This window comes from Paramagnetospirillum sp., from assembly GCF_058402745.1.
In genome coordinates, this window is the sequence record NZ_JBZVFI010000017.1 from 278,161 (window position 1) to 290,903 (window position 12,743).

The following is a 12,743-nucleotide window of genomic DNA, read 5'->3' on the forward strand; positions in this document are numbered from 1 at the left end:
CTGAAAGGCATTCATGCGGCGAATAGGACCGACCACACCTGTTGTTCCGACACGGAGGAGCCCGAGGCCGTGAGTTTCCCCGAAGCCCTCAAACCCGCCACATTCTGGGATGCCGTTACCATCCGTATTCCCCAGACCTGGAAATGCGTCCGCGAGCCGGATGGCATGTGGGAATGCTACGAGAGCGACGACACGGAAATGGAGACGATCTGGGTCGATCATGATGTCTTCCGACTTCCCGACGACACCGCCAAGTCGGAAGAGGACTTTCCGGCCGAGGTCGCCATGCGCACCCCTGACGACATCATGCCCCAGCTTCGCGCCTTGCAGCCCGATCTGCGCCGCCGCTACCCCAGCCGCTCCATGGGGGTGTTCGGCTCGTATGGGCGCGGCGAGCGGCGCGAGGACAGCGACGTGGATGTGCTGGTCGAGGTCGTGCCCCTGTGACACGCGATCCGGCCGCCTGCCTTGCCGACATGCTGGACTATGCCCGCGACGCCCAGGCGTTCGTGGCGGGAATGACGGCGGAGTCCTTCGCGGCGGACCGCAAGACCCAATTCGCCGTGCTGCGGGCGCCGCCTCCATGACGGGCAGAGACCATCGGCACTACCGACCGGTGGCGGTACTCAGGGGCGAGATCGGCGTGTCCTACGAGGACACTGGCAGGCGCTTATCGCCGGACCCGGAGCGCCTTTCAAGGGCACTACGGAAGGCGCTACCGGAGAGTGATTCAGCGGCTGGCTATGGATGAGCAACGGCCATTTTTGGAAGTCGAAGGCCGTACTTATTTCCGCACTCCGACGGGAGGGCCGGGTCCCCGTGTACGTCGGAAGGGGGGATGGGTTAAGCCGGGAAGTCGGTGGAGGGCAATCCAGCGCTCTTGGCGGGATTGAACAAAGAACCTGTGCTGACGCTTGCTACGACTCGGGCGGATAGGCTTGCGCTCCGTGGAGCAGGCGCAAAACCACGATGATGCTGTCCGTGACAGCGTAGACAGCAATCCAGGGCAATCCGGCCAGGACCAACTCACGGGTACCATCGACACGACCGGGCCGGCCGCGCAGGGGGAAATCACTCAATCCCTGGATGGTGCGGAAGATTTCGCCGCCGATCCGGGCCGCAAGGACAGGATCATCCTTGGCGATATGATCGCATTGATCCGCGAGATCGGCTTCCGCCTTTCGGGTCCAGCGGATGATCACTCAGCCGCTCCAAAACGGGACTGAAAGCGGGCAACGACCTCCTCGTGGGAAATGGTGCGCCCCTCGTGCATGTCGGCCAAGCCATCCTCGACCGCCTCGACGAAGGCCAATTCGGCATCGAGGTAGGCTTTCAGCGCCTTGCCCACGACCCAGGATTTGCTCCGCCCCTGGACGCTCGCGAGCCGATTCAGCCGGTCGGACAGCTCGGATTCGATGCGGGCGGTGATTGTCACATCTTTCTGCATGGCGGCGGGACCTGTAAGAATACAACCGAATACAATGTAGTTTCCGCGCCGCACTGAGGCAAGGGTGAAGCGGCCTCCTATCCCAACCGCCCTCCCAGTCGATCCGCTCTCAGGTGCGTATATCTGCTCAGCATTTCCGGCCGCAGGTGGCCACTGATGGCCATGATCTCGTTGTCGCGGAGATCCGATCCCGGATCAGGCCGGCGAGTTCGGACTGACGCATGGCCGATTCCAGGCTGATGATGACCGCCGCCTTCAGCCACGACCACGAACTGGTCGCGCAGGCTTCCAGCACCATGGTTCCGGCGCACACGGGCTCGAAACTGATGGGGGCCGCGTTGGTCAATGGTCGCCATTTCCGCCTCCGGAATCACGAGCCGGGCGGACGCGCCGGACCAACCTTGGCCCACCAGCGCGGTCCAAATTGGTCCAAAAATTCAAGCTATTTCCAGGATTACGGGGCTGAAAGCCGCAAAATGCTTGGAGCGGGTGAAGGGAATCGAACCCTCGTCGTAAGCTTGTGAAGCTAAGCGAATAACCGCACTCTCACACATATATTCAATAAGTTCCACGCATCCTTGTAGCGTAAAATCATCTGAAAATCATCAAATATCTTTGATGAAGTCATCTGTCGGAGATGGATGACGATGCCCGGTTATTCTGACACAACGTGCGTTGTACGGGTGTCCAAGGGCAAATTGGGTGGGGGTGAGCGGTGCTGAAGCAGCGAATGGCCGAAATCGAGGCGACCAGACGGAATGCGGCCACCCCATTAGACATTCACGATCCAGATGCGCATAAGCGTTTCATCTTCGGTCCGAATGATGACAAGTACATCGGCAATGAGCAGCTTTGCTGGGAATTCTTGAGGCGCAGCCGCTTCTATCGGAAAGATTTCTCGGCGTTCATGGCCCGTTGGCAAAGCGCCGAGGAAATCGACTACCTGCGCATCCTAGATGCCCAGATGCAGAGCATGACCGCGAAAGAGATTTGCCGCCTGATCCACGGCCCCAGAAGCAAGCCAAGCGTTGAAGAAATCGACAAGGACATTGACCGGGCGAACGAATTGGCGGATCGCGACTACATCCGGCTATTGGACCTGACGCCGGTTCGAGAGAAATCCGGAACCTAAGAATCGCCGTCTAAAATTCCGGGTGATTTGCGTGACTGCCATCCATTCATGAACATCATAGGAAGCCTTCAACAACACGAGGGCATCCCCGATGGCATACAAGAAGAAGCTGTGCATCACCGGCAACATACCGCTTGCCCTGGCGGGGCGGCTCTACTCCCCGGAAGAGGCCGCCACCTATCTTGGCGTTGCCCCTCAGACTCTTGCCCATTGGCGCGTCCGAGGATGCGGCCCCAAATTCATCCACCTGTCAAAGCGTTGCGTGCGCTATTCCGAACTGGCGTTGCGGGATTTCGTCGAAAAGCGCACCCAGGACTCGACGGTCGAGAACCTGCGGCACCATCTGGGGAATGTTCGAGGACGTGCGGCGCATTCTCGAATCCATGGGGATTCGAGAGCCGAAGGTGTGACCGCCCCCCTGTCATCCGTCTTCAAAGACATTCCAGCCGCGCTGCTGAAATGGATGCGCTATGCCTCAAGGAACGGTTACCGCCGCGCCCAGTAGAGCCGTGCCGATCTTGCCGCTGGCTTTGCCCAGAAGCAGGCCAGCGGCAACGCCGCCAATCACTGCGCCACCCACCTTGCAGTCGCTGGCGGCAAGGTATAATGGGCATAAAATCCGTATTTGCGCGACAGTGAGGCAAAAATACCTTGACGCGAGTTCGCTCTTTGTTCTATTAGGCAATTTATCACGCGCAATGAGCGATGCTGCTGACGGAGGTCAGGAATGTTCGACTTTCAATCCCTGTTTTCCCAGGTACCCGAGAAGGAATGGAGCCCTGGCTTGGGCGCCGATGGCGGCAGTTGGGGCATCACGGCTTCCAGCTTCGAGGACGATGCCGCCGACCAACGTTTTCCTGCCTTCCTGCAGGCTTGGCGCAACGGCGCCGGCATCGACGAGATGTTCGGCGACGAACCGTTCAAGCTGCATGGTTCCGTAGGCGGTTCCGGGACCGATAATCACCGCCCCGATGTGGCCAAGGTGGAAACCTTTCTCGACCAAGCTGGTTACTACAAGCCAATGGACGCGGCTGGCCCCAGTGGCTGGCACAGTTCCGACCTGGACCGCTCCATCCGCAAGTTCCAGAAGGATCAGGGACTGGAGGTCGATGGTGTGCTCAAGCCCGAAGGCCCCACCATCAAGGCCTTGGAGGGCGAGGTCGGCGGTCGTACCCGGAAGGGTTTGTTGGGCGAATATGATGATCCGACCTTCGTCGCCCAGCCGTCTCACCGCGAGGAGCGCGATCCCTTCGCTCTGCCCAAGATTCCCAGGCTGGACTTGCCGGAAGCGGGGAATGACGGGCAGCGCCCAAATCCGAACCGGATCTTGCTGGCACAGGCGGATATGGGACGTGCGAGCGACACGTCTTCCTCTTCCGGTCCCTTTCGGCAAGGCGCGGCCGGGGCGAAAGGTACGGACCTCGCCTATATGGATACGGCGGATATGATCTACCCCCGGAAGCGGATTCTGGAGGGATCGGGTTGGGGCGGAGTCGGGGGAATTGGCGGAGGGGCAATCCTCGGAGGCTCACTTCTTGATGCCGCCACCAAGGGAGTGCCCCCAAGCCAGCCAGCAGATCCCACGCCGCCTCTTCCCGGAATTGAGCCGCCTGAAAAGCCCGGTTCCACCAAGACGGAACTGATCCCGCCGTTGATCAAGGTGGATAGCTATGGGACTCCCGTTTCAGATCCGGCGCGCCCGAATGTTTTTGTGTTCCCGATCCAGCAAGAGGAGCCTGGGGCGAACATCCTGGAGCAGCGACGCGAGCGGCCGGAGACCAAGGCTCAGATCGATACGGTCCGAGATGACATCCTGAAGGCTCATCCGGAATGGAGCCATGTGGCGGGCGGGCGGGCCCAGGGATCGGACCAGGAGGTGACCGAACACCATGTGGCTGGCCCTGGGAAGAACCTGCCTGCCCCCGGAGAGGGCGACAGCCGGCCGCGCGGCGGCTATACCGATCTGACCTTCAAGACCGAGGATGGCCATTTCGTCCACGTTCAGACGGTGGATGTCGATCCGCGAACGGGCAAGCCCTCCCCACGGGAACTGGACAATGCCGAACGTATCCGGCGCCTACTCCAGCGTGATCAGGGGGCGCGGCACGACGTCTACCTCATTCCGAAATCCCATCAGATGCCGCCCCGCCGGTGATATGAAGCAGCGGACCGACAAGGCCTCTACCATCTGCCCCACACTTGACGGAAACTCACTGCGCAGCCCCCGACACCGAGGAGCCCGAATCCGTGAGTTTCCCCGAGCCGCTCAAACCCGCCACATTCTGGGATGCCGTCACCATCCGTATTCCCCAGGCCTGGAAGTGCGTTCGCGAGCCGGATGGCATGTGGGAATGCTACGAGAGCGACGACACGGAGATGGAGACCATCTGGGTCGATCATGATGTCTTCCGGCTTCCCGACGACACCTCTAAGTCGGACGAGGCCTTTCTGGCCGAGGTCGCCTCTGTGGCCGAAACCGTGGGGCAATCCGGCGATCCGGGGGCATCGCGGAAGATCATTTCCGCCTCCAAGGCGCACACCATCGTCAACGTCACGGGAACGACCATGGCCCATGACGGCGACGGCGCCGAACTCTATTCGTCCATGTGGCATCACATCGGCGCGCAACGGCCATACTGCGTCATGGTGCATCTGAAGCTCATCGCCCCATCCCGGCGCCTTGGTGACAAGGACTATGCGGCCTTGGTCCGCAGTCTTGACCACAGCCTGATGAATGCGGCCATCGACTGGGAGCGCCTTTGCCCCTCCGCCCCGTGACCTCAGCGCGGCGAAGGTGACGGACAACCCCGCTGCGCGCTATAGTCGATGGGTAAGACACCGACGAGGCCACCATGCGCACCCTTGACGACATCATGACCCAGCTTCGCGCCTTGCAGCCCGATCTGCGCCGCCGCTATCCCATCCGCTCCATGGGGGTGTTCGGCTCGTATGTGCGCGGCGAGCAGCGCGAAGACAGCGACGTGGATGTGTTGGTCGAGTTGGGCGACGGCATGGACCTGATCGCCTATGCCGGGCTTCAACTCGAACTGAGCGACGCCTTGGGCGTCTCCGTCGATCTGGTGGAGCGTGAAGCCCTACGCCCACGCCTTGCCCCCCATGTGCTGTCCGAGGTCGTGCCCCTGTGACACGCGATCCCGCCGCCTGCCTTGTCGACATGCTGGACTATGCCCGCGACGCCCAGGCGTTCGTGGCGGGAATGACGGCGGAGTCCTTCGCGGCAGACCGCAAGACCCAATTCGCCGTGCTGCGGGCGCTGGAGGTCATCGGCGAGGCCGCCAAGCGCGTGCCGCCTGAGGTGCAGGACCGCTTCCCGGAAATCCCCTGGCGTCAGATCATCGGCATGCGCAACGTCATTGCCCATGACTATCTCGGCATCCGCCTGTCCCGCATCTTCGAGACGGCGACGGCTTTCATCCCGGACCTTGTAGAGCGGTTGCCGGGGGTGATTGCCGAGGTGGAAGGAAAAGGGCGCCGGTGACAGGCGTCATCGGACGGCCCCACGGCACCTCCCGCCCGAATCCGTTTACCTCACCTCAAACAGGCTGTTGATCGCCTCCGCCGCGTGACGCAAGGAACCGACCGCCTGATTGGGCGGAATGGTCGTTTGGTAGTCCGGGTGGGAGGCACTGTTCCGCAATCCCCGAAGGGCATCCCAATACGCCTTCCGATCCTGGGGAATAACGCCCTGCTCGATCAGCCATGCGATGCGCTTCTCATAGGTCGGCCTCTTCATGCTGGCCGAGCCCGGCACCCGAAGCTTCACAGCCGTCTCGACAACCCGGTAAAGCTGGCCGCAGCCAAGCACGAAGAGTGGGCGGAAAAAATAGCCATAGCAGAGGGCGCCCCGAGCCGCCTCGAACAGCACAACCACGTCTGCCGGAACGTTTGCCGATAACTGCGGCTGGCTGAATCGCCCGAGCCAGTCTTCCGCACATCCCGCACGGACAGCCCCATCCGTCCGCCGAATGGTTGGAGACATCGCGACGACCGGATCGGGCTGCAGCCAGCTTTCCATTGATACCGGCCTGAAAGGCAATGTTGGAACTTCCGGATCAATCTTCATTCTGCGTTATTCCTTATTGTTCCCCAATTTGCCCGCACGCCTTGTCAAGACTATCTACCCATGAGAGAGTATCTCAGCCAAGGGCGATGACTGAGGGAGGGGCTTGGTGCTTCAGGAAAAGCTGCGGGACGCGCTCATCGAGCATGCCCGAGAAGGCAAAACCATCGCATTCTCCGCAGCAGCCAAAGCCCTGGGCCTCAAAGCCACAGACCCGGCAGATCGCAGCGCCGTCTCGTCACACCTCAATAGAATCGCCCGCACCGAGCACGCCCAGGGCCGCCCCCTGTTGACAGCATTGGTGGTCAAGGCAAAGGATGACTGTCCCGGAGAGGGGTTCTTTGCCACAGCCGAGGAACTTGGCTGTTGCGCCAACGATCACGAGACCTTTTTCAAAAGCGAACTACAGCGGGTCTTTGCCCGCGATGGCGCCGCCGGTGTCAGTGGTGCGGCGATGGAGGTTGCGCACCTCCTCTCGCGTCACGTCCGCCACGGCCATGGTGCCCAGCAGCGGGCGGATATAGCGCTCGATCTGGCCGCTGTGCAGCTTGATGGTCGAGGCCCGCTTGCGACGGGGCATTTCGTCGTTGATGTAGGTATCCAGCAGTTCGGACATGCGCATGCGGGCGCGGGTCTCGCGGCGCTCCTTGGCGGGATCGCCGCCCACATCCACCTCGGCCAGCTTGGCGCGGGCCTCCATGCGTGCCCGGTCGGCGGCGAGGCGGTCGCAGCGCCCCAGCACCAGGCGGCGCTGACGGCCATCACGGGTGCGGTAGTTGATGATCCAGCTTTTCACGCCCAGGCTGGTGACGAAGACGCCGAACCCGGCAAGGTCCGCGTCCCAGACGATGAACTTGCCCTCGGCGGGCGGTTCGATCTTGTCTACCACCGACTTGGTGAGCTTGGCTTTGCGTGCCGCGACCTTCTTCATGGTCCTCTCCCATCTCTGAGCGCCCGCCGATGTAAGCGGACAAGTCATCTGAAAATCATCACGAACTGGGCAAGAACGAGCATAACCCAGCATCGCTAGGCATCCAGCGTTTTTGCTAACTCATTGATTTCAGTGGGAAAGCGTTGGAGCGGGTGAAGGGAATCGAACCCTCGTCGTAAGCTTGGGAAGCTTCTGCTCTACCATTGAGCTACACCCGCGCCGAGGCACGGAATATAAGGGCTTGGTGCGAGGCTTGGCAAGGCCCCAGCGGCGGCGCTGCCGAGAAATGCCGAGGGGCATCAATGGGCAGCGCCCCAGGAAGAGAGGTCGCGCGGCGACGCTCGGATTTACGACGGGAGGGGGATACGGCCCCCTAGGATCGGCTTGGCGCCAGGACGGCGCAAGACCGGCACGGAGATTGACGAGTCAGGCATCGGCCGCAAAGGGTGGATGAAGGCTCCCGGGCCGCGCATCTCGCCCCCCCCCACCTTTAATGCCTCGGGGGGGGGCGGCGTCCGTCGGAAGGGCTTTTCCGCAGCCGGCCTAAAGCATGCGCACGGCCATGAACTTGGCCTCGGCGGCGGCCAGGGAATCGCCGGCGATGGTGGCGTCGGCGATGGCCCCTTCCTTGAGCAGGGCCAGACGCCGGGCCAGACGCTCGGGTTCGGGCAGTTCCGCCTTGTGGCACATCTCGCCCAAGGTCTCGACGATGCGGCGCTTATGGTCGGCGGCGACCCGGTGAATGGGGTCGGCCCCCTCGGCATATTCCGCCGCCGCCTTGACGAAGGGGCAGCCGCGGAATGCCTCGGCTTCCGGCCCGCCAATCACCGCTTCGCTCCGGAACCACTCGCCCAGGGCCTCGAACATGTTCAGCACCTGGGTGCGCGGCGTGCCGCCCATGGCGTGCATGCGGCCGAACAGCCAGTCGCGGAACTGCCGGTCGCGCAGGTCCAGGGCGGCGACGATCAGTTCCTCCTTGGACTTGAAGTGATGATAGAGCGTCATCTTGGTCAGCCCGGCCTCGTCCAGGATGGCGGCGATGCCGGTGGCGTGGAAGCCGTCGCGCAGGAACAGGCGAAGCGCCGCCAGGACCAGATCTTCACGACGAGAGGGGGGAGCCATCCGTCATCTCCTTGCTAGACCAACCGGTCGGGCAAGCATGATGCCAGCCCTGCGCCCGATTCCACAACACCCCTTTGCGCACGCCACCATTGCTTTGCGGCGCGCGCGTCCTTATGTGTTGCCTTCATGAACGACACCAAGACCAATCTCATCGGCCTGTCGCGCGACCAGTTGATCGCCGAGATGGCCGCCATCGGCGAGAAGCCCTTCCGCGCCAAGCAGCTGTGGCATTGGATGTACAATCGCGGCGAAACCGATTTCGCCAAGATGAGCTCCATCTCCAAGACCATGCAGTCGGCCCTGGCCGAGCGCTACGAGGTGCGCCGCCCGCTGGTGACCAAGGAGCTGACCAGCAGCGACACCACCCGCAAGTGGCTGCTGAAGTTCGATGACGGCCACGAGGCCGAGACCGTCTACATCCCCGACGCCGACGAGGAGCGCGGCGCGGTGTGCATCTCCACCCAGGTGGGCTGCACGCTGACCTGCCGCTTCTGCCACACCGGCACCCAGCTCCTGGTGCGCAACCTGTCGGCGGCCGAGATCGTCGGCCAGTTCATGGTGGCCCGCGATTCCTATGGCGAGTGGCCCACCCCCGATGACGGCGGCCGCCTGCTGTCCAACATCGTGGTGATGGGCATGGGCGAGCCGCTCTATAATTTCGAGAACGTCGCCACCGCGCTGGAAATCGCCATGGACGGCGAGGGTATCGGCATCTCCCGGCGCCGCATCACGCTGTCCACCTCGGGCGTGGTGCCCATGATGAAGGAATGCGGCGAGCGCCTGGGCGTCAACCTGGCCATCAGCCTGCACGCGGTCACCGACGAAATCCGCGACCGCATCATGCCCATCAACAAGAAGTACCCGCTGGCCGAACTGATGCGGGCCTGCCGCGAGTATCCCGGCGCCTCCAACGCCCGGCGCATCACCTTCGAGTACATCATGCTGAAGGGGGTCAACGATTCCCCCGCCGACGCCCGCGCGCTGCTCAAGCTGGTCAAGGGCCTGCCGGCCAAGTTCAACCTGATCCCCTTCAATCCCTGGCCGGGTTCCGAGTTCGAGACCCCGGACATCAGGACCACCAAGGCGTTTTCCGACATCCTGCAGGATTCCGGCTATTCCGCCCCCATCCGCATGCCGCGGGGCCGCGACATCCTGGCCGCCTGCGGCCAGCTGCGCTCGGAAAGCCAGCGGGAACGGGCCAGCCTGGCCAAGGCCAGGGCGGCGGCAGGTATCGAGGATGAACATCATCCGTCGGTTCAGGGCCGGTGAACCTCTTTCTCGACGCGCGTCAGCACGTCGAGGAGAAGGGCTGCCTCGGCATCGTTAAGCCGCCCGTGCCGGGGAAGGTAATCGGCGATGCGCCGCCGCGAGTAGCGCCCCACCAGTTCACCATCCTGGCTGACCACCTGCTCGCGGACCAGTTGGGCGGCGGTCGGATGGCATTCGCCGCATTTGGCCTTAAACAGTTCCGGAGTTTGGACCTGGGCCAGCAGCATGCCGTAGATGGCGGCGATGTCATCCAGGCCGTAGCCGCCGTTATGGGTGCGGAGCAGGAGTCTCACGTCCCGGCCGTCGTCGCGGGCAAGCAGAACGCCATCGACCTCGACCAGGGATTTTCGGGCGAACGGGCCGGCGTGGCCATGGCAACCGCCGCACTGGCGATCCCACAGCACATGGATGTCGGCGGCCGCCACCCCTTGGGCGGCCGAAATCAGCGCGGCAACCGCAAGAGCGGCGGAAATCAGGCGCATGATGCCCCCTTTCGGCGGCGGACGCTCCCCATGGGGCAGATTGCACCCGATCCGCCGGCCACATCCATGATTTTCGTCAGTGGGCAAAAGAGGCAAGCGGGCGTTGCTGGCAAGCATCATCGGGCCGAAGCCGTTCCGCCCCGCCTTCCCAGATGGGAAGCGGCGGGGCGGCAGGCCGCATTTCCTACTTCTGCTCGGCCTTGGCCAGCTTCACGTCGGTGGTGAACTGGATGACGCCGCGCTCGGTGTCGGTGAACAGGGTGACGTTGGCGGTGCCGGTCTGCCAGTCGTCGCTGGTCACCAGCCGGACCTCCTCGTGCCGTCCCAGCAGCTTGTTGGAGCTTTCCAGCACCACCAGATGATGGGTGTTCTTCGGCATCACCGTCATGTCGGTGACGGTGCCATGCACCGGCAGCTTGACGTCCAGCGGCGGATTGGTCGCCTGGGTGACCTCGGAAATGCCGCTCGCCTGCTTGTTGACCGCGTCGATCACCAGACCCAGCCGCAGGGCATAGCCCCCGGCCAGCACGTTGACGCTCTCATAGTTCACCAGAAAGGTTCCAACAGCCATTTCCTGTCCCCTTGATTTGTCTCTTTGGTTGCTGACGGACGGCGATTTACCGACATCCGATTGCAGGACGACCCTACATCACGGCAACCATTAGACACAGTAACTTATTGAATCACATCTTTAGGAATCATGCCGCCGAAGCGCATACAATTTTTAAGCAGCAGCGCCTCTACCCATGCTTTCGTCATTGCCGGCCATCGCAATGCATGATCAACGTCATGATGCCGAATGTATCTTTTTGACGAAAATACGACACCGCATAACAACCCATTCATATGCGTGACGCCATGAATCCCCCTTTCGCCAGCGACACAGGATTGTTGCCTCGGCCGCCCCAATGCCTATACTGCGCCGCCAAATCCCTCCCCATCTCGGAAAGGCGTTTGCCATGAAGGGCGAAGTCAAGAAGGTCGTTCTGGCCTATTCCGGCGGTCTCGACACCTCCATCATCCTGCGCTGGCTGCAGGACCAGTATCAGTGCGAGGTGGTGACCTTCACCGCCGATCTCGGCCAGGGCGAGGAACTGGAGCCGGCCCGCGCCAAGGCCCGCCTGATGGGCATCAAGGAAGAGAACATCTTCATCGACGACCTGCGCGAGGAATTCGTCAGGGACTTCGTCTTCCCCATGTTCCGCGCCAACGCGCTGTACGAGGGCGTCTACCTGCTGGGCACCTCCATCGCCCGGCCGCTGATCTCCAAGCGCCAGATCGAGATCGCCAACCTGGTGGGCGCGGATGCGGTTTCCCATGGCGCCACCGGCAAGGGCAACGACCAGGTGCGCTTCGAGATGGGCTATTACGCCTTGAAGCCCGACATCAAGGTCATCGCGCCGTGGCGTCTGTGGGACCTCAATTCGCGGACCAAGCTGCTGGACTTCGCCGAGAAGCACCAGATTCCCATCGCCAAGGACAAGCGCGGCGAGGCGCCCTATTCCACCGACGCCAACCTGCTGCACATCTCCTATGAGGGCAAGGCGCTGGAAGACCCGTGGGTCGAGCCCTTCGAGGACATGTACACCCGCTCGGTCAGCCCCGAGAACGCCCCCGACAAGCCCACCTATGTGGAGATCGAGTTCGAGAAGGGCGACGCGGTGGCCATCGACGGCGTGCGCATGAGCCCGGCCACCCTGCTGACCAGGCTGAACGAGCTGGGCGGGGCCAACGGCATCGGCCGCCTGGATCTGGTGGAGAACCGCTTCGTCGGCATGAAGTCCCGCGGCGTCTACGAGACCCCCGGCGGCTCGGTGCTGATCGTGGCGCACCGCGCCATGGAGAGCCTGACTCTCGATCGCGGCGAGTCCCACCTCAAGGACGAGCTGATGCCCCGCTATGCCGAGCTGATCTACAACGGCTTCTGGTTCAGCCCCGAGCGCATCGCCATCCAGACCATGATCGACAAGGTCAGCGAGAACGTCACCGGCACCGTGCGGCTCAAGCTCTACAAGGGCGTCGCCTCGGTGGTCGGGCGCAAGTCGCCCAAGTCGCTCTATCGCCTCGACTACGTCACCTTCGAGGAGGACTCGGTCTACGACCAGCGCGACGCCCAGGGCTTCATCAAGCTCAATGCGCTCCGCATGCGGCTGGCCAAGATGGCTCGCGGATAAGTAGCATCCACGATGCGGGATTGACTATTTGGAGGGCTCCGCCACGGCGGAGCCCTTTCTTTATAGAAGATATGATCTATCCGCTTTACGTCTCCGACCGCCTTT

Annotated in this window: 18 protein-coding genes and 1 tRNA gene; 11 read left to right on the forward strand and 8 right to left on the reverse strand. The window is 62.5% G+C overall.

What is annotated here, in order from left to right; all coding sequences use genetic code 11:
* The first annotated feature begins 69 nt into the window (after window positions 1-69).
* Both ACV4UZ_RS15590 and ACV4UZ_RS15595 read left to right on the forward strand, forming a co-directional pair.
* Window positions 70-447, forward strand: a complete 378-nt coding sequence (locus ACV4UZ_RS15590) for a nucleotidyltransferase family protein (protein ID WP_491601708.1) — start codon at window positions 70-72, stop codon at window positions 445-447.
* Window positions 444-587 carry a HepT-like ribonuclease domain-containing protein gene (locus ACV4UZ_RS15595; protein WP_491601709.1) on the forward strand — a complete coding sequence of 48 codons (144 nt, stop codon included), beginning with the start codon at window positions 444-446 and terminating at the stop codon, window positions 585-587. The genes ACV4UZ_RS15590 and ACV4UZ_RS15595 overlap by 4 nt, the downstream gene beginning before the upstream one ends.
* Before the next feature lie 330 nt (window positions 588-917).
* Here ACV4UZ_RS15595 and ACV4UZ_RS15600 read toward each other — a convergent pair whose 3' ends face one another.
* Both ACV4UZ_RS15600 and ACV4UZ_RS15605 read right to left on the reverse strand, forming a co-directional pair.
* The gene (locus ACV4UZ_RS15600; protein ID WP_491601710.1) at window positions 918-1,202 is read right to left on the reverse strand and encodes a type II toxin-antitoxin system RelE/ParE family toxin; all 285 of its coding nucleotides are present in this window, start codon (window positions 1,200-1,202) and stop codon (window positions 918-920) included.
* Entirely contained in the window at window positions 1,199-1,447 is a 249-nt protein-coding gene (locus ACV4UZ_RS15605) for a CopG family ribbon-helix-helix protein (RefSeq protein WP_491601711.1), read from the reverse strand. The genes ACV4UZ_RS15600 and ACV4UZ_RS15605 overlap by 4 nt, the downstream gene beginning before the upstream one ends.
* 221 nt (window positions 1,448-1,668) lie before the next feature.
* Here ACV4UZ_RS15605 and ACV4UZ_RS15610 point away from each other — a divergent pair, with 221 nt between their 5' ends.
* The 7 genes from ACV4UZ_RS15610 to ACV4UZ_RS15640 all read left to right on the forward strand — a co-directional run bounded on the left by ACV4UZ_RS15610 (window position 1,669) and on the right by ACV4UZ_RS15640 (window position 6,078).
* Window positions 1,669-1,971 carry a hypothetical protein gene (locus ACV4UZ_RS15610; RefSeq protein ID WP_491601712.1) on the forward strand — a complete coding sequence of 101 codons (303 nt, stop codon included), beginning with the start codon at window positions 1,669-1,671 and terminating at the stop codon, window positions 1,969-1,971.
* 206 nt (window positions 1,972-2,177) lie between these two features.
* Complete coding sequence (locus ACV4UZ_RS15615; RefSeq protein ID WP_491601713.1) at window positions 2,178-2,579, forward strand: hypothetical protein; 402 nt, start codon at window positions 2,178-2,180, stop codon at window positions 2,577-2,579.
* A gap of 91 nt (window positions 2,580-2,670) precedes the next feature.
* Window positions 2,671-3,084: a helix-turn-helix transcriptional regulator gene (locus ACV4UZ_RS15620; RefSeq protein ID WP_491601714.1), complete on the forward strand. Its 414-nt coding sequence runs from the start codon at window positions 2,671-2,673 to the stop codon at window positions 3,082-3,084.
* A 222-nt stretch (window positions 3,085-3,306) separates the two neighbouring features.
* On the forward strand, window positions 3,307-4,734 hold the full coding sequence (locus ACV4UZ_RS15625; RefSeq protein WP_491601715.1) for a peptidoglycan-binding domain-containing protein: 1,428 nt from the start codon (window positions 3,307-3,309) through the stop codon (window positions 4,732-4,734).
* 92 nt (window positions 4,735-4,826) lie between these two features.
* Window positions 4,827-5,357, forward strand: coding sequence for a hypothetical protein (locus ACV4UZ_RS15630; RefSeq protein WP_491601716.1), 531 nt, complete (start codon window positions 4,827-4,829; stop codon window positions 5,355-5,357).
* Between the two features lie 74 nt (window positions 5,358-5,431).
* A complete protein-coding gene (locus ACV4UZ_RS15635) occupies window positions 5,432-5,725 on the forward strand; it encodes a nucleotidyltransferase family protein (RefSeq protein WP_491601717.1) in 294 nt (97 codons plus the stop codon).
* On the forward strand, window positions 5,722-6,078 hold the full coding sequence (locus tag ACV4UZ_RS15640) for a HepT-like ribonuclease domain-containing protein (protein ID WP_491601718.1): 357 nt from the start codon (window positions 5,722-5,724) through the stop codon (window positions 6,076-6,078). The genes ACV4UZ_RS15635 and ACV4UZ_RS15640 overlap by 4 nt, the downstream gene beginning before the upstream one ends.
* Before the next feature lie 45 nt (window positions 6,079-6,123).
* Here the strand turns inward: ACV4UZ_RS15640 and ACV4UZ_RS15645 are convergent, their stop codons facing one another.
* From ACV4UZ_RS15645 to ACV4UZ_RS15660, 4 genes are all read right to left on the reverse strand, one after another.
* On the reverse strand, window positions 6,124-6,663 hold the full coding sequence (locus ACV4UZ_RS15645) for a DUF4145 domain-containing protein (RefSeq protein ID WP_491601719.1): 540 nt from the start codon (window positions 6,661-6,663) through the stop codon (window positions 6,124-6,126).
* Window positions 6,664-7,063: 400 nt separating this feature from the next.
* Window positions 7,064-7,591, reverse strand: coding sequence for an Arm DNA-binding domain-containing protein (locus ACV4UZ_RS15650; RefSeq protein WP_491601720.1), 528 nt, complete (start codon window positions 7,589-7,591; stop codon window positions 7,064-7,066).
* A gap of 144 nt (window positions 7,592-7,735) precedes the next feature.
* Window positions 7,736-7,809: transfer RNA gene (locus ACV4UZ_RS15655), tRNA-Gly, on the reverse strand.
* A 325-nt stretch (window positions 7,810-8,134) separates the two neighbouring features.
* On the reverse strand, window positions 8,135-8,713 hold the full coding sequence (locus ACV4UZ_RS15660; protein ID WP_491601721.1) for a TetR/AcrR family transcriptional regulator: 579 nt from the start codon (window positions 8,711-8,713) through the stop codon (window positions 8,135-8,137).
* Window positions 8,714-8,839: 126 nt separating this feature from the next.
* Between ACV4UZ_RS15660 and rlmN the strand changes: the two genes are divergently transcribed.
* Entirely contained in the window at window positions 8,840-9,982 is a 1,143-nt protein-coding gene (gene rlmN / locus ACV4UZ_RS15665) for a dual-specificity RNA methyltransferase RlmN (RefSeq protein WP_491601722.1), read from the forward strand.
* Here the strand turns inward: rlmN and ACV4UZ_RS15670 are convergent.
* Window positions 9,970-10,464, reverse strand: a complete 495-nt coding sequence (locus ACV4UZ_RS15670; protein ID WP_491601723.1) for a hypothetical protein — start codon at window positions 10,462-10,464, stop codon at window positions 9,970-9,972. The genes rlmN and ACV4UZ_RS15670 overlap by 13 nt on opposite strands.
* A gap of 184 nt (window positions 10,465-10,648) precedes the next feature.
* Complete coding sequence (locus ACV4UZ_RS15675) at window positions 10,649-11,035, reverse strand: DUF1842 domain-containing protein (protein WP_491601724.1); 387 nt, start codon at window positions 11,033-11,035, stop codon at window positions 10,649-10,651.
* Between the two features lie 388 nt (window positions 11,036-11,423).
* Here ACV4UZ_RS15675 and ACV4UZ_RS15680 point away from each other — a divergent pair, with 388 nt between their 5' ends.
* Window positions 11,424-12,638 carry an argininosuccinate synthase gene (locus ACV4UZ_RS15680; protein ID WP_491601725.1) on the forward strand — a complete coding sequence of 405 codons (1,215 nt, stop codon included), beginning with the start codon at window positions 11,424-11,426 and terminating at the stop codon, window positions 12,636-12,638.
* The last annotated feature ends 105 nt before the right edge of the window (window positions 12,639-12,743 follow it).